Origin of the sequence: Caloramator proteoclasticus DSM 10124, assembly GCF_900129265.1 — a bacterium.
GTDB classification, from domain to species: Bacteria; Bacillota; Clostridia; order Clostridiales; family Caloramatoraceae; genus Thermobrachium; species Thermobrachium proteoclasticum.
On record NZ_FQVG01000027.1, the window covers coordinates 1 to 25,126 of the forward strand.

At 32.2% G+C, this 25,126-nt stretch carries 17 protein-coding genes; 2 read left to right on the forward strand and 15 right to left on the reverse strand.

The window, feature by feature from the left end:
* The first annotated feature begins 341 nt into the window (after positions 1-341).
* Positions 342-1,232: a LysR family transcriptional regulator gene (locus tag BUB63_RS07395; RefSeq protein ID WP_027309223.1), complete on the forward strand. Its 891-nt coding sequence runs from the start codon at positions 342-344 to the stop codon at positions 1,230-1,232.
* On the opposite strand, the gene BUB63_RS07400 is transcribed toward BUB63_RS07395, so the two are convergent.
* On the reverse strand, positions 1,229-1,447 hold the full coding sequence (locus BUB63_RS07400; RefSeq protein WP_027309224.1) for a sulfurtransferase TusA family protein: 219 nt from the start codon (positions 1,445-1,447) through the stop codon (positions 1,229-1,231). The two genes, BUB63_RS07395 and BUB63_RS07400, sit on opposite strands and share 4 nt — an antisense overlap.
* Positions 1,448-1,517: 70 nt before the next feature.
* On the opposite strand from BUB63_RS07400, the gene BUB63_RS07405 reads away from it, so the two are divergent.
* Positions 1,518-2,084, forward strand: coding sequence for a class I SAM-dependent DNA methyltransferase (locus BUB63_RS07405; protein ID WP_073248818.1), 567 nt, complete (start codon positions 1,518-1,520; stop codon positions 2,082-2,084).
* Between the two features lie 36 nt (positions 2,085-2,120).
* On the opposite strand, the gene BUB63_RS07410 is transcribed toward BUB63_RS07405, so the two are convergent.
* The 14 genes from BUB63_RS07410 to BUB63_RS07475 all read right to left on the reverse strand — a co-directional run bounded on the left by BUB63_RS07410 (position 2,121) and on the right by BUB63_RS07475 (position 25,122).
* Positions 2,121-4,529, reverse strand: a complete 2,409-nt coding sequence (locus tag BUB63_RS07410) for a glycogen/starch/alpha-glucan phosphorylase (RefSeq protein ID WP_073248820.1) — start codon at positions 4,527-4,529, stop codon at positions 2,121-2,123.
* A gap of 11 nt (positions 4,530-4,540) precedes the next feature.
* Positions 4,541-5,968 carry a glycogen synthase GlgA gene (gene glgA / locus BUB63_RS07415; protein ID WP_073248822.1) on the reverse strand — a complete coding sequence of 476 codons (1,428 nt, stop codon included), beginning with the start codon at positions 5,966-5,968 and terminating at the stop codon, positions 4,541-4,543.
* Between the two features lie 13 nt (positions 5,969-5,981).
* Positions 5,982-7,097: a glucose-1-phosphate adenylyltransferase subunit GlgD gene (gene glgD, locus BUB63_RS07420; RefSeq protein WP_073248824.1), complete on the reverse strand. Its 1,116-nt coding sequence runs from the start codon at positions 7,095-7,097 to the stop codon at positions 5,982-5,984.
* A 14-nt stretch (positions 7,098-7,111) separates the two neighbouring features.
* The gene (locus BUB63_RS07425; RefSeq protein WP_073248826.1) at positions 7,112-8,257 is read right to left on the reverse strand and encodes a glucose-1-phosphate adenylyltransferase; all 1,146 of its coding nucleotides are present in this window, start codon (positions 8,255-8,257) and stop codon (positions 7,112-7,114) included.
* A 10-nt stretch (positions 8,258-8,267) separates the two neighbouring features.
* Positions 8,268-10,172 carry a 1,4-alpha-glucan branching protein GlgB gene (gene glgB / locus BUB63_RS07430; RefSeq protein ID WP_027309229.1) on the reverse strand — a complete coding sequence of 635 codons (1,905 nt, stop codon included), beginning with the start codon at positions 10,170-10,172 and terminating at the stop codon, positions 8,268-8,270.
* Between the two features lie 396 nt (positions 10,173-10,568).
* Positions 10,569-13,307, reverse strand: coding sequence for a GH36-type glycosyl hydrolase domain-containing protein (locus BUB63_RS07435; protein ID WP_200790200.1), 2,739 nt, complete (start codon positions 13,305-13,307; stop codon positions 10,569-10,571).
* Positions 13,308-13,358: 51 nt separating this feature from the next.
* Positions 13,359-14,705, reverse strand: a complete 1,347-nt coding sequence (locus BUB63_RS07440) for a GH1 family beta-glucosidase (RefSeq protein ID WP_027308904.1) — start codon at positions 14,703-14,705, stop codon at positions 13,359-13,361.
* 74 nt (positions 14,706-14,779) lie between these two features.
* A complete protein-coding gene (locus BUB63_RS07445) occupies positions 14,780-16,117 on the reverse strand; it encodes a glycoside hydrolase family 30 protein (RefSeq protein ID WP_073248830.1) in 1,338 nt (445 codons plus the stop codon).
* A gap of 19 nt (positions 16,118-16,136) precedes the next feature.
* Positions 16,137-19,352: a cellobiose phosphorylase gene (locus BUB63_RS07450; RefSeq protein ID WP_073248831.1), complete on the reverse strand. Its 3,216-nt coding sequence runs from the start codon at positions 19,350-19,352 to the stop codon at positions 16,137-16,139.
* Between the two features lie 149 nt (positions 19,353-19,501).
* Positions 19,502-20,353 carry a carbohydrate ABC transporter permease gene (locus BUB63_RS07455; protein WP_027308907.1) on the reverse strand — a complete coding sequence of 284 codons (852 nt, stop codon included), beginning with the start codon at positions 20,351-20,353 and terminating at the stop codon, positions 19,502-19,504.
* Positions 20,354-20,366: 13 nt separating this feature from the next.
* The gene (locus BUB63_RS07460) at positions 20,367-21,260 is read right to left on the reverse strand and encodes a carbohydrate ABC transporter permease (protein ID WP_027308908.1); all 894 of its coding nucleotides are present in this window, start codon (positions 21,258-21,260) and stop codon (positions 20,367-20,369) included.
* 74 nt (positions 21,261-21,334) lie between these two features.
* Positions 21,335-22,687 carry an ABC transporter substrate-binding protein gene (locus BUB63_RS07465; protein WP_073248833.1) on the reverse strand — a complete coding sequence of 451 codons (1,353 nt, stop codon included), beginning with the start codon at positions 22,685-22,687 and terminating at the stop codon, positions 21,335-21,337.
* A gap of 114 nt (positions 22,688-22,801) precedes the next feature.
* The gene (locus BUB63_RS07470; protein ID WP_073248835.1) at positions 22,802-23,812 is read right to left on the reverse strand and encodes a LacI family DNA-binding transcriptional regulator; all 1,011 of its coding nucleotides are present in this window, start codon (positions 23,810-23,812) and stop codon (positions 22,802-22,804) included.
* A gap of 464 nt (positions 23,813-24,276) precedes the next feature.
* Positions 24,277-25,122 carry a bifunctional 5,10-methylenetetrahydrofolate dehydrogenase/5,10-methenyltetrahydrofolate cyclohydrolase gene (locus BUB63_RS07475; protein WP_073248837.1) on the reverse strand — a complete coding sequence of 282 codons (846 nt, stop codon included), beginning with the start codon at positions 25,120-25,122 and terminating at the stop codon, positions 24,277-24,279.
* Positions 25,123-25,126: the final 4 nt, after the last annotated feature.

Here is a 25,126-nt window from a genome sequence, read left to right on the forward strand (position 1 = left end):
AGTAAATTCTTTAAGCAATAACAATCCTGTATCAGAAGATAAGTCACCACCATCAAAATTTAATCGTATTTTACTATTGCTTTCTAAACAAATATCATATAAACTAAACATTGAGAACCCTCCCTTTGTTTGGTATTTGTTTAGCAACTATATTATAACAAATTTGGGCCCTCTTTTTCATGTTTTTATTTCACTTTTTAAGTGAAATGCAGTTTAGTAAAAAATTAAGTTAATATGGGCTATAGAACTCTTTTAAATAAATTCCATGAATAATTCAGGTTGAAATTAATAATAGATTAATTATATAATAGATATAGATGCGATATAAGGGGTTGTTTGAGATGAATATACAAAGTTTAATTTCTTTTAGGGAAACTGTAAGACAAAACAGCATATCAAAGGCATCAAATAAACTCCATCTAACTCAATCAGCCTTAAGTCAGCAGCTTCAAAATCTTGAAAAAAATATCGGCTGCTCACTATTAATTAGAAGCAATAAAGGGGTTGAGTTGACAAAGGAGGGGGAAATTTTACTTGAATATGCTGAATCAATAATAAGTCTATATGAAAATATGCTATCAGACATAAACGAATCACTACATAATAAAATAAGTGAAATTAAAATACTAAGTTGCAATATAGTAGGTGAATACCTCCTTCCCTGTTCAGTTTATATATACAAAACAAAACATTCTAATATAAAATTTGATATTAAAATCGAAAATACCAAAAAGGTCATAGAAGGAATTCAAAACAAGATAGCAGATATAGGGTTTATAGACAAGCCTTTTGTAAGTGATGAAATAGAGAGCAAGAAAATTTGTGCCAATGATTTAGTTTTTGTATATAATCCAAAAAAATACAAGATACCCGACAACAAAATAAATTTAAGTAGATTATCCGAAATTCCATTAGTACTACTATCTAAAGATAACGGTATAAGGTATATAATAGATACTTCTATTAAAGAAGAAAATATAAAGATTGAAATGGAGTTAAACACAATAGAATCAATAAAGGCATCTATAGTTGCAGGAATGGGTTCATCAATACTGCCTTATACATCTGTAAAATCTGAAGTTCACGCAGGCATACTTTCTGCCATTCCTATAGAAGGTATGTCCTGCCTCTGCGATATTTACTTAATCTATAGTAAGGACATCTTAAATAAAAGCTATGTAAAGGAATTTATTGAATTTATACTTAAGCACGGAAAAGAAACCTTCTGCTAAAGCTTAGTTATCCTTATATACCATATCCCAGCATTATCTTCTATATCAATTCTGCAATTATAGTTTTTAAAGGCCTCTAAAATACCCTGTTGTGTACAGCTATGGTCTGTAACAATGGTTATAGATTCATAGCTGTTTAAATTTTTAAAGGCTATTTTTGCTTTAATTACAGGTATTGGACAAAATAATCCTATACAATCAATTTCACTGTTCATTTTAACCACCCTTTTTTTCAGTGTTTATTTTGTTATAATAATATTGTAGCAAATTAATAGGAGGTAAGAAATGAACCAAAGAGAATTTTTTAATAGACTTGCACCTATTTGGGATGAAATAACAAAACATGATGAAAAGAAAATAGATAAAATACTAAAATTAATAGATATAAAGGATAATTTAAATATACTCGATGTTGGCTGCGGAACAGGAATTCTCGAATCCTTTCTTTTAAAATACAATCCAAATTCCATAACTGCAGTTGATATATCCGAAAAGATGATAGATGTTGCAAAATCAAAGTACAATTATAGTAAAATAAATTTTATAGCACAGGATATAATGGAACACAAAGGATTGTATGATTTAATTATAATATATTCTGCATATCCTCATTTTTCCGATAAGAATGCCCTTATTAATCATCTTTCAAATATGCTTAATAAGGGTGGAAAGCTTGTGGTTGCCCATTCTGATTCAAGAGAAAAGATAAACAGTGTCCACAGCCGTCATCAGGAGGTTAAGGAGGATAGGCTTCCACCTGCAATTGAAACAGCAAACATATTTTCAAAATACCTTTATGTTAATCTTGTTATCGATAACGATGAGATGTATATAGTAAGTGGAATAAAATAAGGAAACAAAAGGTGCTTTCACCTTTTGTTTCCTTATTTATTTAAACCAAATATCCCTCGCATATTCGAGTATTGTATTATCGCTTGAGAATCTTCCTGAATGTGCTATATTGATTAATGAAATTCGGTTCCATTTTAATTTATCCTTATATAGTTCATTTATTTTCCTTTGTGCTTCACAATAGGAGGCAAAGTCTTTAAGAACAAAAAACTCATCATTATGGGTTAGTAGGTGATTAAATATCTCCCTAAATTCTCCCTTTGGTGCAAAATATCCATCATCAAGTTCATTCAGTATTCTTGTTAATCTTCTATCTTGATAATATAAATCCCAAGAATGGTACCCTCCATTTTTATAGTAGTTTATTACCTCTTCAGATGTCATACCAAATAAAATTATATTTTCATCTCCTACCTCTTCATAAATCTCAACATTTGCACCATCTAATGTTCCTATAGTTATTGCACCATTCATCATAAACTTCATATTGCCAGTACCTGATGCTTCCTTTGATGCTGTGGATATCTGTTCACTTACCTCTGCACTTGGAATGAGCTTTTCTGCTAAGGAAACATTATAATTTTCAGCAAAAACAACCTTTATTCTATTATTTATCTTAGGGTCATTATTTACCTTTTCACCTACACTATTTATTAGTTTTATAATCTTCTTTGCAAGATAATATCCTGGTGCTGCCTTTGCACTAAATATAAACGTATGTGGCACAATATCCATATTTGGATTATCAATAAGCTCATTATATAGATTTATAACGTGCAGAATATTAAGAAGCTGTCTTTTATAGGCGTGGAGCCTCTTGGCTTGAACATCAAATATTGAATTAGGATCTATTTTTATACCTTGCGTTCTTCTTATATAGTCAGCAAGCTTTGCTTTATTATTATATTTAATCTTTGCAAGTTTATCTAAAAACGCCTTATCATCCTTGTAGTCTTCAAGTTTTATTAATTCCTTAGGATTTTTTAAAAAATCACATCCAATTGTATTTGCAATGAGGTTTGTAAGGTCTGGGTTTGCCTTTATAAGCCATCTTCTGTGAGTTATTCCATTTGTCTTATTATTGAACTTACCTTGATAATATTCATTAAAATCCCTAAGCTCTTGATTTTTTAATATTTCAGTATGAAGCTTTGAAACTCCATTTACACTATGGCTTCCCACAATGGCAAGGTTAGCCATCTTTACCCATCCACCACTTATTATTGCCATCCTGTCAACCTTATTCCAGTCATTATTATATCTTTCCATTAACTCTTGACAGAACCTTCTGTTTATCTCTTCAATTATTGTATAAATTCTTGGCAGAAGCTTTTTCATCATATCAACAGGCCATTTTTCAAGGGCCTCAGACATAATGGTATGGTTTGTATAGGCCATCGTTTTTACAGTTATATCCCAAGCATCCTCCCAAGGGAGCTGCTCTTCATCTATTAATATTCTCATAAGCTCAGCAACTGCAAGTGCAGGATGCGTATCATTTATGTGTATTGCAACATATTTATGAAAATCATATATTGAGTGACCCATTTTTTTATAGGTTCTCATAATACTTTGAACACCAGCACTGACAAAGAAGTATTCCTGTTTTAGTCTTAATAACTTTCCCTTTTCTGTTGTATCGTCAGGATATAAAACCTGCGATATAGACTCAACAGAATATTTGTATTCTATAGCTTTGGTATATTCCCCTGCACTAAATCTTTCAAAATCAAAGTCCTTATTTTTTACCTCCGCATTCCAAAGCCTTAACGTATTTACAGTATCTGTTCCATAACCTATTATAGGAACATCATAAGGAACCGCAAGTACCTCCTCATATCCCTCGTGTTTTGCAACAAAACGCCCATTTTCGGTTGTAAAGTATACATATCCCCCAAACTTTACAATAACAGACTTATCTACCCTTCTAATCTCCCAAGGATAGCCGTGCCTTAACCAATCATCAGGTGTTTCAACCTGATATCCATCCCTTATCTGCTGCCTAAAAAAGCCATATTTATACCTTATTCCATTACCGTGACCTGCAATAGATAGTGCCGCCATTGAATCTAAAAAACAGGCAGCAAGCCTTCCCAATCCACCATTGCCAAGTCCTGCTTCTCTTTCAACATTGTTAAGCTCCTCAAGCCTTACTCCTAAATCCATTAGTGCTTCTTCTACTATATCCTTTATTCCTAAATTAATTAGATTGTTTTCGAGGAGTTTACCAAGTAAAAACTCCATTGAAAAATAATAAACCTGCTTTGTACCTTCCTTCTTATACTTTTTATTTGTTTTCATCCACCTTTCAAAGCTGTACTCCTTAACAAGTTCAGCAAGTGCAATATATTGATGTAATACAGAGGACTCCTCCAAGTCCTCTGCAAATAAATTTATAAGTTTCTTCTGATAATCATTTTTTATCTGTTCCTTGGTCAAATTCATATAATCACCACCTAAATTCCTTCATATAAACCCTTGTATAGCTTTGCAGAATTGTTCCAGCTATTATCCCTTTCCATTCCGTGTTTTATTAAATGGTACCAAGCATTTTTGTTATTTCTATAAACTGAAACTGCATATTTAATGATATTTAACATCTCGTGGGAATTATAGTTTCTAAAGGAAAATCCCCAACCCTCTCCTGTAAATTGGTTATATGGTTTTACTGTATCCTTAAGTCCTCCTGTCTCTCTAACTATAGGAACTGAACCATACCTTAAAGCAAGAAGCTGACCAATTCCACAAGGTTCAAATAATGAAGGCATTAGGAACATATCGCTTGCTGCATATATCTTCCTTGCTAAACCATCATTAAAGCATATATTAGCAGATACCTTTGATGGATATATAGAAGCATAATATCTAAACAAATCCTCATACACATATTGTCCTGTTCCTAAAACAACAAGCTGAACATCCTGCCTTAAAATTTCCTCAATTACATTTGCAACTAAATCAAAACCTTTTTGGTCTGTAAGTCTTGATACAATGCCTATCATAGGTATATTTTCATTTACCTCAAGGTTTAGTTCCCTTTGAAGAGAAAGCTTATTCTTCTTCTTATTTTCAATTGAATTAATATCATATTTTACATATATACTCCTATCAGTTGCAGGATTATATACATCATAGTCTACTCCATTTAAGATACCTGTAAATTTATATGATATACCTGCTAAAAGTCCGTGAAGTCCCTCTCCATAAAAAGGTGTCTTTACTTCCTCTGTATAGGTTGGGCTTACTGTTGTTACCTTATCAGAATATATAATTCCACCCTTCATAAAGGAAACAGCGTTATAATACTTCATTTTATCCTCTGCAAAATATCCATCATCAAGCCCTAATAGGTCTCCTAACACTTCTCTTCCAAATACCCCCTGAAATTTAAGATTATGAATTGTTAATACTGTTTTTAGGTTTTTATGAAAATCACTCTGCCAATAATGATGTTTTAATAAAACTGCTGAAACAGCTGTATGCCAGTCATTTAAATGAAGAATATCTGGTTTGAAGTCAAGGTGAGAAATAGCCTCAAGTATCGCTCTACTAAAATATGAAAATCTTTCTCCATCATCATAATATCCATAGGCACCTGGTCTTTTGAAGTAATATTCATTGTCTACAAAATAGAAGGGAACTCCATCATACTCAAGATACTCAATTCCACAGTATTGCCTTCTCCATCCAACCCACACATCAAAGTGAGTAATATGCTTCATCTTGCTCTTAAAGTCATAATTTATATCTGAATACTTTGGCATTATAACCCTAACGTCAACGCCTATTTTTCTTAATGCCTTAGGAAGCGCATAGGCAACATCCCCAAGTCCTCCTGTTTTTAAAAACGGATAGCATTCAGAAGCTGCAAATAATACCTTCATTTGAATCACCCCTTTATATTCCAACATAGCTTCCCTTTTCGATAACTACAGGATAGTTCTTATCTCCAATCAATACCTTATCCATTTCAATCTCAACATTCTTATCTAAAATTACATTCTTTAACTTTACATTTTTATTTATTACGCACTTTGGAAATACAATTGAATTTATAACCTCCGCTCCTTCCTCTATAACAACCCCACGAGATATAATGCTATTTTTAACAGTACCCTTTATAATACATCCATTTGCAATAAGTGAATTAACTATCTCTGATCCATTTAAATACTTTGTTGGAGGAGAATCATTAGATTTTGTATAAATTCTTCTCTCTGAATTTAAAAGCTCATTCATAACATCATACTCTAATATATCCATTGAAACTCTATAATATGAATTAACAGAATTTATACATCCTACATAACCTTTATATTCATAGGCTCTTACATCAAACTTTTTAAGATTTGCAAATATATACTGTTTTATTGTGTCGCATCCTCCATCTTGTATGCACCTTAAAATACAGTCTATAAAGAACTCCTTATTCATAATATATATTTCCATACTTACATTGGCTGTGTCTGTTAAACATAGGTTCCTTCCTACACTTAAAACTCTTCCGTTTTCATCTATCTTCAATGTATCACAATTTAAGAACATATTATCTCCATTTTCAACCTTCTTATACACAACTGTTACATCAGCATCGCTCTTTTCGTGTTCATAGGCAATTTCCTCAAAATCAATATTACAAATCATATAGGAAGACGTCATAATAACCTTGTTTTTTTTGCTTCTATATAAAAATTCAAGATTATTTTTAAGTAGTTTTATATCATTATTTACTGCTGCATTTAAGTATCTATTAAATATAAATACTCCATCGTTTTTTCTATTCATATCCCAAGGTTTACCTGTACCTATATGGTCAATTAAAGAACGTGAAGCAGAATTAACAAATATACCTACATTTGTAATTCCTGCATTCTTCATATTTGACAGCATAAAATCTATAACTCTATATCTTGCAAATATTGGAATAGAAGCAATTGGTCTATGAACTGTTAAGCTTCTTATATTGCTCTCGTCCTCGCTTAGAGAAATTACTCCCATATAGTCCTTTAGCATAAATTACCCCCCAGTCACTCATTCTTTGTATTTTCTTTTATATCTTTATTATCACCAATTAAAACAATGTCTTGGCAGTTTCCAACTTGAACTCCTGCTCTAACCTTGCAACCCTTGCCTATTATTGCTCTACAAATATAAGCTCCATCTTCTATCTCTGTATGGTTCATAATTATCGAATCTATTACCTTTGCATTTTTTCCAACCTTGACTCCATAGGATAAAACAGAATTTTTAACTTCACCCTCTATAATACATCCCTCAACAATAAGAGAGTTTTTTACAACAGCATCTGCCCCAATGTATTGTGGGGGGTAGGAATAATCCGCTGTATATATCTTCCAATAAGGGTCATTTAAATCCATTCCACTCTCTTCATCTAAAAGGTCCATATGTGCTTCCCAATAGCTATCTACTGTTCCAACATCCTTCCAATAACCCTCAAATTTATATGCATATAGCCTTAAACCACCATTTAACATTTTAGGTATAATATTTTTACCAAAATCCCTTTGAGACTCTGCATCCTTTTCATCTTCTTTAAGGTATGTTTTTAGCTTTTGCCAATTGAATATATATATTCCCATAGAAGCCAGAGTACTCTTTGGCTTTTTAGGTTTTTCTTCAAATTCATATATTCTTCCATCTTCCTCAGTATTCATTATTCCAAATCGGGATGCCTCCTTTAATGGTACCTCTATTACTGCAATCGTTGCATCAGCCTTTTTTTCCTTGTGGTACTCTAACATTTCAGAGTAATCCATCTTATATATGTGGTCCCCAGATAAAATTAATACATACTCTGGATCAAAATAATCTATGAAGCCTATATTTTGAAAAATAGCATCTGCTGTTCCCTTATACCAGTTACCACCTGACTCACTCTCAAAAGGGGGAAGAAGTGTTACCCCACCAAATTTTCTATCTAAATCCCACGCAGAACCTATACCTATATGGGTATGTAATATAAGTGGTTGGTACTGTGTTAGAACTCCTACAGTATCTATTCCTGAATTTGCACAATTACTTAATGTAAAATCAATTATTCTGTATTTTCCTCCAAATGGAACTGCTGGTTTCGCATTATTTCTTGTTAGATTTTTTAATCTACTTCCTTGGCCTCCTGCAAGTATCATTGCTACTATTTCTTTTTTTGGCATGTTAACCCCCCTATGCTTTTTTTACTGGTTTTAATACTATAAATGACAGCGGTGCAACCTTTATATTTATATGCTGCTCTCTTCCGTGCCATTCCTCTTTTTTAGCCTTTACAACCTCATCATTTATAAAGTTGCTTCCTCCATATACGTCTCTATCACTATTAAATACTTCTACATATTCACAGTTTTCCGGAACTCCTATTCTAAAGTCCTCATACTTACCCTTATTAAAGTTACATACAACTACTAAAAAGTCTCCATTTTTGTTTCTTCTTATAAATGAAAAAACTGATTGATTTGCATTTGATGCATCTATCCATTCAAACCCTTCCATTTTATGGTCAAGTTCGAAAAGCTCTGAATTGTACCTATAGAACCTGTTTAAATCTTTAACATATGTCTTTAATGCATCGTGCATTGGGTATTTAAGGAGGAACCATTCTAATGATTCGTAGAATCTCCATTCGATAAATTGTCCAAACTCTCCACCCATAAATAGGAGCTTTTTACCTGGATGGCTCATCATATATCCATATAGAGCCCTTAAATTTGCAAATTTTTCTTCATAGCTTCCAGGCATTTTATCTATAAGTGACTTCTTTCCGTGTACTACTTCATCGTGGGATAAAGGAAGAATAAAATTCTCTGAAAAGGCGTACATAATAGAAAAAGTAACTAAATTGTGATTATCTCTTCTGTATTGAAAATCTGTCTGCATATAGCGGAGTATATCATTCATCCATCCCATATTCCATTTATAATTAAAACCAAGTCCCCCATCGTGAACTGGATATGTTACAAGTGGCCAAGCAGTTGATTCCTCAGCTATCATAAGAGGATTTTTTACCCTTTCAAAAATAGCCTTATTTAACTTCTTTAGAAAATCGACTGCCTCAATATTTTCCCTGCCCCCATACTTATTTCTTATATTCATATGCTGCTTTCCATAATCTAAATAGAGCATTGCTGCCACTGCGTCAACTCTTAATCCATCAACGTGAAACTCTTCAAACCAATATAATGCATTTGAAATGAGGAAACTCTGTACAGCTTTTTTCCCATAATCAAAATTTGCTGTTCCCCAATCCCAATTATCTGCAAGAAGAGGATTGTCAGACTCATACACGTGTCCGCCATCAAAGCAGTAAAGACCGTGTTCATCTCGACAAAAATGTCCAGGAACCCAATCTAAAATTACTCCTATGTTATTTTGATGGAGCTTGTCTATTAGATATTTAAAATCCTCTATCCTTCCATACCTACTTGTTACTGAATAGTAACCTGTTGGTTGATACCCCCAAGACTCATCAAGAGGATATTCAGATACAGGCATAATTTCAACGTGTGTATACCCCATATCTAAAACATATTCACATAGCTTATCTGCTATCTCTCTATAAGTTAAAAATCTATTGTTTTCTCCCCTCATCCAAGAACCTAAATGAACCTCATAAATGTTTACTGGAGATTCATATATATTTGTCTTTTCTCTTTTTTCAAGCCAATCCCTATCATTCCATCCATACTCCTTAAGTTCAGTAACTATTGATGCTGTATTTGGTCGTAATTCTGAATATACTGCATAGGGGTCAGCTTTAAAAACTATACTTCCATCCTGCTTATGTATTTCATATTTATACAATTCTCCATCCTCTATACCCTCTATAAAAAGCCACCACAACCCAGTGTTTAAAACCTTATACATTCTATGCTTTTCACCATTCCACCCATTAAAATTGCCAACAACTCTAACATCTTTTGCATTTGGTGCAAAAACACAAAAGCTTGCTCCATCTTTTCCTCTATAGTTTATAAGTTTACTTCCCATAAATTTATAACTTTCAAAATGTTCGCCAGATATAAACCTATTAACATCCTTCTCAAACAAAAAAGCATTTAGTTTTTTCCTTGGCAACTTTTTCACCCCCTAGTATAAATTTTCACTAAATATTTGAAAATTACTGGTAAATTAATATTAAATTTAATTATACACGAATTTTGTTAAAAATCTATACTTTCTGTGTAAAAATATAAAATATTTATAATTTTTATTAATTTCAACATAATTCGACAACATTGCTGCTTAATTTAACATCCATCGTCTTACCTTCCTCCATACCCAAAACATTCGAATTTTCTTATTTTTCTATATTTATTTTACTCTATGAATTTTTCCATTTTAAGGTATGGTTTTTTATATGAGGTGCATTTTTTTTGGATATGGTCTTACTTATTGAAAGTACTGTCAATGAAAGAAAGGACAGGAATTCAAACTGAATACCCGCCCTAAAGATTTAGAAAGCACTTTTAATTAAGCAAGTTCTACAACTATATTGTGAAGCTTATTAATATCTAATGACTCTATAACCTTTCTTTCTATCACTACTTTATTTCCACATATACTGCATTCTACTTTATTTCCATTTATGCTTACAGATACTATTTTATATTGTCCATAGTTTAATTTGATCCTATTAATGTATTGAACCCTTATACTTCTTTCAGCAAATAGTGCAATAACAGAGGCTTTGCCTTCATTATCAAACTGTTTATCTATTAATTTTGGTTCTAATACTAAATCTCCAAGTTCGCCCTTAACTCCAAACATCTCTGTAAGCACAGTTAATAATAGCCAACTTGCTGAACCTGTAAGGTAATGGTACATACCCCTTCCCTTTTCGTTTATATACTCAGGTATACCAGGATATATTCTGCTCTTTTCAAAATTCATACAATGCGAATATATAGAATTAATCACCTCATATCCTGCCTCTACATATCCTCTCTTGTAAAGAGCATTTCCATACATTACTGCCATATGGCTAAACATCGCACCATTTTCCTTATGTCCAAAGGCAAAACCAAAAAGCCTTCCTAAATCTTTTTTAACTTCGTGATAATTAGTATTTAATCTATATCCTCCTACTTTATCATCCTTCAAATATTTGTTGGCTGATTTTATTATCTTTTCTATTTGTTCATCAGTAGCTGTTCCACCCATTGTAGTAAATACTTGGCTTGTTAAATTCATTCTTGTACCATTTGGATGGTCTCCTTCAACTCTATTACCTGAATTATCATAATAACCATTGAACCACTCATAACCTTCAGAGTTTTTAATCCACTCATTATTTCTAATATGATTGATTATCCAATTTCCTTTTCTTTCTAAATCATTGATAAGTTCATCTATTGATACATTAACTTTTCTTCCTGATATTTTACTCTTACAGCTATTAAAATACTTATTTAATAGATTAACCTTATCCTCAACAGAATCATAATTTATAGGTGAACTCAATGAATCAAGTAGTAATAACATTTCTTCTGCCAGTTCTATTTCATTAACAGAGTATCTTTTCTTTAGTTCCTTTAATATTTTCGCAAACTCAATCAAATTGCTTCCATATAGAGCAGTGAACGCAACACTCTCTCCCCTTTCAGGTGCCATATCTAAACCATCATTCCAATCTGCACCCTCAAGCCTAATATTATTATGCATTCCAACATTAAAGAACGGAGTAAGATGTTGAATCAAAATATGTTCTAAAATTGTTCCTTTATAAGTTTTTCCTTCAAAGGTTTTTAATTTGTTACCTTCTTCAATCGTCCAAGTTTCATCAAAATCAGAACATCTGCTGGCAAGTCTATCCTTGAAGTATTCCTGTTCTTCTAATAAGAAGTTTAAATCCCCACTTAAATCTAAATATAATTTTGTAGTAAGGAAAGGCCACGCTCCGTGATCCATCCATATTCTTGCTATATTATTTCTATCTGCAATAAATTCACCAGGTTTTGAACCAATTATAGTAGCATTACTTCCATCTATTCTAACACCAGCATAATTATTATATAGAAGTTTTCTTACTTCATCTGGTTCCATCATAAGTAGTGCAAGACAATCCTGCCATAAGTCTCTCCATCCTCTTCCGCCTCTTCCATAGTCGTGGTGAGGTAGGAATGAACAACCATATATTCTTCTTAAAATTGGTTGTAGATTAATCCACTTCATCCACTTATCAAATTTTTCATCACCTGTCTCAAATTCTGGCCTTTTTAATTTGTTATCCCAATATTTTTTACACTCATCTAAAGCTCTATCAATCTTTTCAAGGCTTCCATATTTACTTATAAGCACTCTATTTTCTGTTTCATCACCATCTTCATTTATAGCCATCATTACTATAAATGTCTTAGTTTCCCCTGCTAAAAGTTCTACTTCTTTAAACCTTATAGCACCTATTGCTTCATATCCTTCAAACATATCACCAGGCTTAGCATATGGCTCTTTATTACAAAATACTGCTTCAGGGCACTCTAAATTTCCACCTTCTCCAATGAACTCTTCAACCTCTGGAAAAAATCCTATTGGATTTTCACCATTTTCTTCAACACCAAGTACAGAATAGATAACATTATTAATTTTATGTCCTCTTTCGTCAAAGGAAAGTGTAGGTTTTACTACTACACCATTATCAGTTGTTTTAATTCTATGAAGAAGTGAAGTAACGTGTCTGTGGTCTCTTAAATTGTCTGCTGAACGTCCATATATAGGAATTGCGGCAGTTGGAACTATTGTTTTAGTATCTTCTCCTGTATTTGTAATACTAACCTTCATAAGTTCTACCTTATGATTGTCAGCAGGTGCAAAATTTAAAACCTCTGCCTTTATTCCTAAATCACTATTTTCCCTTGTTATCTTGTGCCATAAAAAACCCGCTTCTAATTTAACTTTTTCAGGAGAATTTTCTCTAAAGGTATATCCTATCTGCATTGGTGAATTTCCACTAACTGACCAAGGTCCATATCCTTTTATGTTAATCCAAAAATTTCTTGAGCTTCTTGTATTGTGTAAATCCTCCGCTGATACAGGAAGTAAAAGAAAAGTATTCTGACCTGACTTAATATCTCCATTTAATGTAGGTGTAATGGATGACATTAAACCAGCTTCATTTGCAATAGGAAAATATAGATAACTGCTTTTTTGAGGATCCTCAAGTTCAAATTCACCATTTTCATTTATAAATTCCCAATATTTAACTTTATCCACAACAATAAACCTCCTTGATTTTTCATTGATAATTACTTGTTTTAACCATACTTATTCCTTTAACCCATTGTTTTTAATAACATCTCCATACCAATATGCACTGTCTTTTATAATTCTGTTTTGGTTAGTATAGTCTACATACACAATTCCAAATCTCTTTGCATAGCCTTCAGCCCATTCAAAGTTATCTAAAAATGACCATAGATAATATCCCTTAACATTTACTCCATCTGAAATTGCTCTATATACTTCCTTTAAGTGCTCATTTAGATAGAAAATTCTATAGTCATCTATTACCCTACCATTAGAATTAACTATATCGTTAAAGGCAGCTCCATTTTCTGTAATTAATATTTCTATACCATCATAGTTTTGATGCAAGTAATTAAGCATATCATATAAACCTTTAGGATATATTTCCCATCCCATATCAGTTTTAGGATTGTCTAACTCTACTCCTGAAGCCTTCAAAGGATAAGATGCCTCATCATATTTAACAACACTTCTTGTATAATAATTTATACCCAAAAAGTCTATTTTTTCATTTATAATCTCCATATCCTCTTCAGGAAGTTCAGGTAAAAGATTTTGTTCTCTATAAAGCTTAACCATATCTTCAGGGTATTTGCCCTTTAATACTGGATCTAAAAACCATCTATTTACAAATCCATCATTAATTTTTGCTGCTAATATATCCTTTTCGTCATTTGTATATGGATATGATGTTAATAGGTTTAATGTTATACCTATTTTGCCCTTTAAATCCATACTTCTATAAAGCCTTACAACTTTTCCGTGTGATAAAAGTACATTATGGGCAACCTGTAATGCCATTTTATAATCCTTAATTCCTGGTGCGTGTATTCCCCAAGCATAACCCAACATCGAAACTACCCAAGGCTCATTATGGGTAATCCATATAGGCACTAAATCCCCAAATTCCTTAAACATAAACTCAGCATATTCAACAAAATAATCTACTACTTTCCTATTTGCCCATCCTCCCATATCTTGAAGATGTTGTGGCAAGTCCCAATGGTATAAGGTTACTGCTGGCTGTATACCTTTGCTTATTAAAGTATTTATAAGTTTTTTATAAAATTCCACTCCCTTTTGATTTACCTCTCCATATCCCTTTGGAAAGATTCTTGCCCACGAAATTGAAAGTCTATAATTATTTATACCTAATTGTTCTAATATCTCTATATCCTTTTCATATAAGTGATAATGATCACAGGCTACATTACCATTATGGTTTTTATATATATTACCTGGAATAGAAGTAAATCTATCCCATATATTTTCACCCTTGCCGTCTTCATTGTAGGCACCTTCAATTTGATATGAGGATGTTGCTACTCCCCATATAAAATCCTTTGGAAAATTATATTTCGCCATACTTACCTCCTATTTTTTACTTATAAATTTGGCAAGTAACTCCTATGTCTGGTTACTTGCCTAATCAGCATATATTACTCCATTATTAGCGTCATTATAGAATGTTTAATACTATTGCATTTGACAAATTTGTCATTTAACTTTAGATTAAAATCCACATCTGCATCTGATTTATTCATAACTATAACAACAACTTTTCCGTCTAAATTTTTAAAGGCTGTAACCTCTAAATTTTCATAAGGATTAACAAACCCTATTCTCTTTGCTCCTCTTTTTATGAATCTGCTAAAATGACCTATATAATAGTATGAACTTTGGTAATATATCTTATCATTTTGTGTATCTACTATGATTGGAGCATCACAGTAATTACCAACGTGATTAGGTCCTCCCTGTGTATCTAATATTAAATTCCAATCAACCCAACCAACTGTGTGATTATTTAAATCTCCAATTATGTTGTGTCCATACCTTTCACCGACATTCCAATCTCCTAATTTAACTCCGCCTTCTTGGCATCCTTCTGTAAATAGAAGTTTTTTGTCTGGAAAATCCCTGTGTGTCTTTTCAAGATTTTCAAATTGATCTCCTGAATACCAGTGGAAGCCAACACCCCAAACATATTTTGAGGCCTCTTTATCTGATAAGATAACCTTTGCTCTTTCATACAACAGGTCTCTGTTGTGATCCCAAACAATAACGTTTATGTTCTCTAATCCCTCTTTATATAAAGTTGGGCCTAAATGATATTTAACAAAATCCCTCTCCTCTTCTGCTGTATATCTACAGGAATCCCAAACCTGAGTTGCCTCTGGTTCATTTTGAACTGTAACTCCCCAAATATCTATTCCTTCCTGCTTCATTGCCTTTATATATTTTGCAAAATAGAGAGCCCAAACATCCTTATACTCATCCTTTAGCTTACCACCATTGTTCATTTCACCATTTGTTTTCATCCAGGCAGGTGGGCTCCAAGGAGAAGAAAATATTTTAATCTCCTCCTTAGAAACAGCCTTTGCTTCTTTTATAAATGGAATAACGTATTTTCTTTCCCTTTCAATATCAAAGGTATTGAGCTCTACATCATATTCCTCAACATAATCGTAATTTCCTAATGAAAAGTCACAGCTATTTATATGCGTTCTGCAAAGGTTATATCCATTTCCATCTTCATCACTAAAATATGCCTTTAATATTTCTTTTCTATTTTGCTCTCCTAATTTGTAGAAGTTATATGCAGCAGCTTCAGTAAAAGCTCCACCAAACCCTTCTATAGTTTGAAATGTTTCATCCTCAAAAACCTCAATAGCCTTATCACAAGTTTCATTTAACTCTAATGATTTCGTTCCTTTAAAGGTTAACCTATCATCGGTATCCCTTGCTGTTAAATAAACTTTAAACTCCCTTTTCATTTTTACCTCCATAAAAGGTTTATTGTAGATAAACATCTATCTTATTTACTTTTCCTTCTCTCACTTTAATTGCATATTCTTCTTCAATTACATTTCCTGATATTTCAACCTTACCCCCATCTATTAAGTAAAGCACTATTCTTTGATTTGAAGAATCTATTTCATAGGTATTTTTTCTATTTGGATTGTAGTAAGTAACATTACATCTTCCTAAGAAGTTGAAGCTAACTTTGTTTTCTTCGTCAAATAACCATTCTGGCAGAATAGGATTAAAGCTTAAAGTTAGTTTTCCATTTCTCATATCAAATGGTTTTTTACCAACAAACATAAGCCTCCATATGCTTAAAAGTTCTGCAGTTGCACCACTTAATCTTGCAACAAATCCAGTTCCGTGTATTGATTCATCTATATTAGCACTGCTTGCAATGAAAGATGAATTTTCAAGTGGACTTCTGCCGTATATGCTCGGATCCATAAATGGAATTAAAACATTTTTAAAGTCACTATAGAACTCATCATATAGACCACTCTTTAATATCTCAAGCATATATTTATATTCCATATGAAGCCATATTGATTCATTTTCAAGCCAACCTGGTGTAAAGGCTCTTGCTCTACCAATCTCTATTGTCTCGTTGTTAAGTGACGCATTTACTTTATACATCTTTAGTTTTCTATCAAATAAATCACTTTCTTTAACTTTATTGTAAACATTACTTAAAAGCTCTCTATCGTTATAGATTTTAAATCCTCTAACTACTCCCTCTAAAAATAGTGGCATTCTATGTTGTCTGAATTTAAGTACTCTAACGTATCTTTGTGTACTTTCATCTTCTTCAACTTCACTTTTATCTTCAATAACTTCGTACTCTTCAGCATCATAGTAGAAGTACGTTGGCATAATGCCTCCATTTTCTTCTTTTGCCTTTTCCAATTTAGATTGCAGTTTATTCTTTAGGTCTAAAATTTTAGTAGCAAGTACCTCTGCATTTACTGAAACTTCTTTTCCTTCAAAACCAAATTTAACTTCTTCTCTATATTTTTCACGTAAATCTGACATATGTGACCAGAACTTATAGTCTCTATCTTCTTCCTGTGACTTATTATAAGTTTCTAAAAGCTCTACTTCCTTTTCTATTAAGTCATAAACTTCAACTGGCAATTTAACTTCTACATCTTTATTTTCCTTTAATACATCTACTATGAAATTAGATAGTCTAACAAGTTCATAGGCCTCTGCAACTGAAGAACCAAATAGTCCAGGTAAACCATTTAATGCATCATACCAGCCAGGTTTACCTGCCTCCATTTCAATTCCCATACCACAAGGGTCTATCGTTGCAAATTTTACACAAGCAAGATTTACTAATTTTGTAATAAGGTTTGTTTTGTATATCTCCCCTAAACCTTTGTTGGCTCTCATTAAGTTTTTGTAGGTTTTTCTGCTTTCTATAAGCTTTTTCTTTTCCTTATCTTCCACCAATGAATTGTATTGTCTTACTTTATCACCTGCTAATACATATCTCTTTTCCCTTGGAAGCACAACTTCACTATTATCAAAATATGTGTAATCATATTCATTAAACAATAAATCTTTCTTTTTATCTGGATAGACTTCTAAATAGTTTTCTATTAAATCCAAATTATATGTCCAGTGGTCAGTCCAGAAGCCTTCTCCGTGAACTGCATCCACCTCTTCTTCAACATTTTCCATAATCTTTTTTAGTAGTTCTTCTTCTGAAACCTTAAGCTTAATATTCTTTTGTTCTATAAAAGTAAATAGCTTACCTGGTGTAAATGAATTGTTTAAAAATTCCTTTAAAACATCTCCTTCTTCCACCAATTCATCAACAAAATGTAAATCGTTTGCATTTACTCTATATCTAACCCCATTTATAACAAGAGGATTGTATCCGTCTGCTTGAATTAAATTCATAAAAGTCTTTATGTTGTAGCTCTTTACCTCTGGTCTAAAAAATACATCGTTTCTTCTATTTTGGTTTACATCTCTATAGTTTCCATTTCCACTTGAATAGTACTCTGGTTGAAGTGAAAAATAGTTGTAGTCTCTTTCTAAATCTCCGTGTTTTCTTGAATACATATAGTAAACAAATGTTTTACCCCCGTTATTGAAAACAACAGGATATCCGCCTCTTAATATATTGTCTAAATAGCTTTGTCTGCAGTATTCATCAAACAACTTGGAGGATGTCTTTGTATTTATATCATTCGTTATTTTCTCTATTATTTGTGTACCCTCTAAATACTTGTTGTTTATATATACATCACTGCTAAATTTATCTTTATAGCTCTCTAAAACTGAAGCCTCTATTGTATGACCAACAACAGAATATACCTCCATAGTTTCCCCATCATTTAATTCAGCACTTGCTGCTGCAAAACTACAAGGCACTTTATTTGAAGTTATTTGTTTTCTACGTAATATATCTTCAATAGAATTACTTGCAAATACATCTGGGAAGCTTAAAGATGTATTCATACCAAACACTAAATCTGCATCAACTATTGGCTTTATTAACTCTTTATTTCCATTTACATTTTTGAATGATAAATAAAAATTACCCTCTTTAAACTCAGTTACATTTACACTATCTTCTGATGATGACCTCATTCTGAAAATTGGTGTACCCTCTTCGTGATTATATACCTCCATCCACGCCTTAAGTGTATTTCCTACCTGTTTTAACCCTCCATCACTCACGCCATAAGGAAGTAGGGCTGGCATACCATCTAAAACTTCAATTTTCTTTTTATCCTTTGATATGTTTTTAATTGTAACTTTTCTAACAAGTGCAGCTAATTTCTCCTGTGGCAACATATAATAAAGTACATTTATTTGAATGTCATTTTCATTATTTATCTCTTCAATCTCTAATTCATTCATACCAATATACATTTTTTGAGTTACATTTTTAGTATTTCTAATATTTAAAAATGGTTCGTAAACAACTCCATTATCAAACTTTATAAATGTTCTAAAACCTACACTTTGTACATTTTGATAACACTTATATGCAGGGAAAAACTCCATTATTGGATTATCCTTGTTTTTTATACCAAAGGCTGAAATACATTGTCCTCTATTTACATAAAAAATCCACATAGGAATTCCCTTTTCACCTGCAATACCAGGCAAAAAGCTTGAAAAGGGTTTTGAATTATTAAAGTTTTCTATTACAAATCTGTTTTTTTCATCAAAGTAATAATTATTCATATTTATCCTCCCTTGATAAAAAACTTATTTTTTATTTAGTGTTTAAAGTCAACCTCTTTTAAGTCTAAATCAGCATCTTTTAGGATATTACACCTTAAATATAAAGAGGATAAACCTAAGAAAAATTTTAATTTTTAATAGGTTGTATTTTATTCCTTAACAGATCCTGCAGATATACTGCTTATTATATATTTTGATAAGAACATAAATGCAATTATAATTGGAGCAACTGACATTGAAATTGCAAGATACATAGAACCTAAGTTTTCTGAAACCTTACCACCCTTTAGATATCCCATAAGCACTGGTAGTGGATATTTGTGTGGTGAAACAATTATTGTTAATGGTATCAAGTAGTTGTTCCAAGCTCCTATAAATGTAAATATAGACATAGTTGCAATTGCTGGAAGCATTATAGGTAATACTATCTTATGGAATATTGAGAACTCATTTGCACCATCAATTCTTGCCGCCTCAAGTAGAGCAGGGTGCATTGTAGAAACTAAATATTGGCGCATAAAAAATACTGTAAATGGTGTAGCTATAGATGGTACTATAAGTGGAATATAGCTATCTAAAGTTTTTAAAGCCTTGTTTAATTCATAAAATCCAAGTAAACCTAATTGGCTTGGTATCATCATCATAATTAAAATTAGAATAAATAACACCTTTTTACCCTTAAAATCATAAGCATAAAAACCGTATGCAGTTAATGCCGAAAAATATCCACTTAATATTGTTACAGATATGGCAATTATAAAGCTGTTTTTATATCCTAACCATATTCCTTTAAATACCCCATCTGAAACATCCATATGGTACATCATATTTTTATAGTTCTCAATTAGGCTCTTACCAGGTATTAATGTAAATCCTCTTACTATTTCTGTATTTGAACGTGTTGAATTTATTATCATCATTGCAAAAGGTATTAAACAAATTAAAGCAAGTAAAGTCAAAGCTGCATATAATATTCCTCTTATAAAATTTCTTTTATTCAAAACTCACACCTCCTTAGGCCTCTTCCTTGAACATACCCTTAAATACGAATATGGAGAATATTAATATTATAAAGAATAGACCATATGCAACTGCTGCGGCATATCCAAAGTTACGGTATTTAAATGCTTGATTATATAGATATAAAACCATTGTTACTAATGAGCCCTCAGGTCCACCAAGACCATTTTGAGACATTAGGAAAGGTATTTCAAACAACTGTAATCCACCTATCAATGATGTTATAACAACATAAATCATTATAGGTTTTAATAGTGGTAGTGTTACCTTAAAGAAGGTCTGAGTTCTACTTGCACCATCTATCATAGCTGCTTCAAAATAATCCTTTGAAATTCCTTCTATACCAGCAAAAATTATAATAAATGTATGACCAAACCAAAGCCAAGTTTGTATTAATGAAACCGATAGCTGTGCTGTTTGTGGTTGTCCTAACCAGTTAACAGGTTTTGATATAAATCCAGCCTTAAGCAGCAAACCATTTAATGCACCGTGCTGCCAATCTAAAATGAATAAGAAAAGTAGTGCAACAGATGAAACTGTCATTAAATTAGGTAGATAAAATATTGCACGATATAAACTAACCCCTTTAAGTTTTAATCTTACGTCTGAAAAAATTACAGCAAGAATTAACGCCAGTGCTAATTGAAGAATTATATTTACTCCCCATATTTTCCAAGTGTTTATAAATGCTTGAAGGAAATATGTGTCCTTTAATAGTCTTGCATATTGTTGTAATCCTACCCAATTTGCATTAAAAGGAGAACCAATACCTTTATAATCTGTGAAGCTCATATATAAAGAAAGAAGTATTGGATAAATGCCAAATATACTAAAAACAATAAAAAATGGAGCTATAAATAAATATCCGTATTTATTTCTGGAATTCATAGTACACCCTCTTTCTTTAAATTAATATAATAGGTGAACATAAGTTCACCTATTATACAATTTTCAAAAATTAATTATTTATCTAATGGAGTTTTTATTTCAGGGTATGCATTTTTAACCTGTTTATAGAATTCATTTATTGCCGCATCCTTTGTCTTCTTACCTTCGATGTATTCCTTTACTACATTACCCCATATAGTATCTATACCTTGATCATACTTTGTAACAATATTTGGATTTATCTTTTCTGCTTCCTTTAAGAAGAATTGATAATGGTTTTGTCCCTTTAAGAATTCATCCTTTGCTGTGTCCTTTACCTTTTCTGTTACTGGCTTGTATGATAATAGGTCTCCTGTTTTCTTGTACCACCAATTTAAGAACTCTTCATCGTGAGTCATCATCTTTACAAATTCCCAAGCAGCTCCTTTGTTCTTTGAACCTGAATATATACCTATCCAAGTTCCTCCCCAGAAGTATGGAGATGGTCCTGATGTTAATCCCCAATCGCCTGCTGTTTCCTTTGCATTTGGTTTAATTACATAGTGTAATCCCCAAGTTGGCATTACATAACCAAAAACTTCAGTCTTATTTCCCTTAACCTTGTTTACGTCCTTTTCCCAACCAGCATTTATTGGTATTTGTCCTTGCATTGAAGCAAACCAAGCTGGTGACCATTCTGGAGCAAGTGCTGTATATTCATTGTCACGTAGCTTCTTTTGATAGTCCATAAAATCTATTTGTGCTTGAGTTAGTTGTAGTTCATTCTTTTCATTTACCCAAGGCTTTGGATCTGAACCTTTAGCAAACCAACGGATAGCACCTTCGTCTGGTAGAATCTTATATCCTGCTTGCTTTAATTCTTCAGCAGCCTTCATAAAGTTTTCCATTGATGAAAGCTTTTGTGCTACAAATGCTGGGTCATCATTTCCCCAAACTTTTCTTGCAATCCATCTCTTATATATAAATCCACCTGGAGTTGCTTGCCAAGATAATGCCTTTACGTTTCCATTCATATCCTTACCTATGTTATAAACGTAAGGAACATAATCATCTGCCCATTTATCAGCATTATATGGTTCACCTGATAAGTTTTCCCAATATGGTAAATCAATCCATTGCTTTACCCACGCAATTTCTGCTGTGAATACATCTGGTGCTCCAACTCCACTGTCTAAAACCGGTTGAAGTTTTGAAGCATAGTTTTCTGTTGGTACAATTGTTAGTTCAGTCTTGATACCGTATTTCTCTTCAAAATACTTAAGTGGTTCTTTAAGTTCGTCTGTAAAGGACCAAACTCTTAATACCTTTGTCTTATCCACTTCTAATTTTTCTTTGTTTTCACTTGTTTTTTTAGGTCCACAACCAACAAGTGATGTTGTTACAAGCACTGTTGACAATAAGATACCTAAATACTTTTTAATTTTCATCAAATTTGCCCCCTCTTTTTATTTTTTTATAGTAACACTTTTGTGCTAAATACTTAGATTATTATTTTTTTCGAAACCGGTTTCGAATACATTAAAAAAGAAAAAGGATAAATTTTATATTAAAGATTCACAGGAATCTCTAATAACTAATTCAACTGGAACAATTACAGATGTTCTGCTATTTTTTTTATCTATAGCATTAATTAATATCTCTGCTGCATTTTCTCCTATCAAATCTGTGTTCTGTCTTATTGTTGTAAGCTTTGGAGTTATATATTTACATAAATCTAAATCGTCATATCCAATTACTGATATATCTTGAGGTACCCTTAATCCCCTATCCTTAATTGCATTTATTGCTCCAATTGCCATAAAGTCTCCTGATGCAAATACTGCAGTTGGTGGTTCCTTTAACTCTAAGAGCTTTTTCATAGCATTATAACCACCCTCATAGGAGAAATAGCCCCCATCTACTAAATATTCATCCTTTTTTTCTAATTTAAATCTTCTTATAACGTTTAAAAATTCATCATATCTTGCTTGACCTGCAAAGGTATCTAAACTTCCATAAATATGAGCTATTCTTCTGTGTCCTAAAGAATAAAGATATTCAATTGCTAAGTAACACCCCTGTATATCATCTGAATGAACACTGCTTGCTCTACTACATTCATTGTCTATTAAAACACAGGGAAAATCACTGTTTATAAGTTCCTGTATTTCGTTGTTTTGAGGGTCTGAAGTTATTATTATTACTCCATCCACGCCCCTAATTTTGCAGTGATCTAAATAGGTAATTCTGTCGCCACCTATATCCTTTGATATAAATAATAGGTCATAACCTCTTGCTTCTACATTTTTCTTAAAACTTTCTATAACAGCGTTAAAAAACGGATGTTTCATACCTACGTTTAACTTTTCATCGAATAGTATTCCTATAGTCCAAGACTTTTTTGTAGTTAATATTCTTGCGTGGGAATTAGGGATATACCCCATTTCATTTGCCTTCTCTAAAATTATTTTTTTAGTTTTTTCACTTACATCTGGATAATTGTTTAAAGCCTTTGATACTGTTGTTGGTGAAAACCCTGTTTCTTTTGATATATCATATATTGTAACTGTCAAGTATTAACACCTCTTATTCTTTTTTCGAAACCCATTTCGTAATATATTTTTATTATAACAGTATAACGCATAATACGTCAATATATTATATTAAAAAATTTCAGTAAATTTACAATTATATATTATTTCATTATTGCTATAATCATTAAAATAGCAAGAGTTTTGGGTATTATAAGGATTTATTTGCCAAAGTTTTTTTTATTATTAACAATCTATTTGATGTCTTTAATTTAAAGAAGCCCCATAAAAGGATTTTATTACACTCCTTCATAAGCTTTAGCAAATCGTAGCTTTAGACTTTGAAAAAGTCCGTAATTCAGTACAGGACGTGTCGAACCAAGAAGCCATCAGGACGATGGCATCGCAAGGGTAGGACTTTTCCAACAAAAAGCTTAGATTTGATTGGCGAAATGAAAGGATACCTTAAAATCCTTCATAGGGCTAATTAAACTCACCTAAAAAGTTTATTTTATCTGTAACCTGCAGGCATTAATAAGATTCTTAAATAATACTGTATTTGTTACAGCTCCAACTCCTCCTGGAACTGGGGTTATATCCGACACAATGTCCTTTACGTCCTCAAAATCAACATCACCACAAAGGTTGCCCACATTATCCACATTAATACCAACATCAATTACAACTGTATTTTCTCCTACATATTCTTTATTTATATATTTAGCACGACCTATGGCAACAATAAGTATATCTGCCTTTTTTGTTATTTCCTTTAAGTTTCGTGTTTTTGAATGGCATATTGTAACAGTTGCATCTTCATTGAGTAGAAGCATAGATAAGGGCTTACCAACAACCATTGACCTTCCTATTACCACAACATTCTTACCCTTAAGTTCAATGCCATAATGTTTTAATATTTCTATTACTGCCGATGGAGTACAAGGAGCAAAGCCTGTTTTATCCCCCTCCATAACCTTTGCTACATTTATAGGATTTATACAATCCACATCCTTGTTTGGATTTATGTAGTTTTTTATTTTATTTTCATCTATATTCTTAGGTAGAGGCCTAAAAAGAAGTATTCCGTGTATTAAAGCATCATTATTTATCTTGTCTATACATTCTATCAAATCCTCAGTTTTTACGCCTTCTTCTAATTCAAAGACCTCAACCTTTATACCAAGCTTTTCTGCCCTCTTTAACGCTCCCCTCTCATAGGATAAATCACCTTCATTTTTTCCAACTCTAACTATTGCAAGCTTTGGTTCTATACCCTTCTCCTTAAGACTCCTAACTTCCTCTATTATTTCATCTGAAAGCTTTTCTGCAACCTGTTTCCCATATAGTATCAAGCTA

Bases quoted from the DNA above. Each gene is read 5' to 3' on its own strand.
- BUB63_RS07405 (WP_073248818.1), top strand. From the start codon at position 1,518: ATGAACCAAAGAGAATTTTTTAATAGACTTGCACCTATTTGGGATGAA.
- BUB63_RS07395 (WP_027309223.1), top strand. From the start codon at position 342: ATGAATATACAAAGTTTAATTTCTTTTAGGGAAACTGTAAGACAAAAC.
- glgA (WP_073248822.1), bottom strand. From the start codon at position 5,968: ATGAAGGTATTATTTGCAGCTTCTGAATGCTATCCGTTTTTAAAAACA.
- BUB63_RS07465 (WP_073248833.1), bottom strand. From the start codon at position 22,687: ATGAAAATTAAAAAGTATTTAGGTATCTTATTGTCAACAGTGCTTGTA.
- glgD (WP_073248824.1), bottom strand. From the start codon at position 7,097: ATGCTAAAGGACTATATGGGAGTAATTTCTCTAAGCGAGGACGAGAGC.
- BUB63_RS07440 (WP_027308904.1), bottom strand. From the start codon at position 14,705: ATGGCGAAATATAATTTTCCAAAGGATTTTATATGGGGAGTAGCAACA.
- BUB63_RS07450 (WP_073248831.1), bottom strand. From the start codon at position 19,352: ATGAATAATTATTACTTTGATGAAAAAAACAGATTTGTAATAGAAAAC.
- BUB63_RS07410 (WP_073248820.1), bottom strand. From the start codon at position 4,529: ATGAATTTGACCAAGGAACAGATAAAAAATGATTATCAGAAGAAACTT.
- BUB63_RS07445 (WP_073248830.1), bottom strand. From the start codon at position 16,117: ATGAAAAGGGAGTTTAAAGTTTATTTAACAGCAAGGGATACCGATGAT.
- BUB63_RS07400 (WP_027309224.1), bottom strand. From the start codon at position 1,447: ATGAACAGTGAAATTGATTGTATAGGATTATTTTGTCCAATACCTGTA.
- BUB63_RS07425 (WP_073248826.1), bottom strand. From the start codon at position 8,257: ATGCCAAAAAAAGAAATAGTAGCAATGATACTTGCAGGAGGCCAAGGA.
- BUB63_RS07460 (WP_027308908.1), bottom strand. From the start codon at position 21,260: ATGAATTCCAGAAATAAATACGGATATTTATTTATAGCTCCATTTTTT.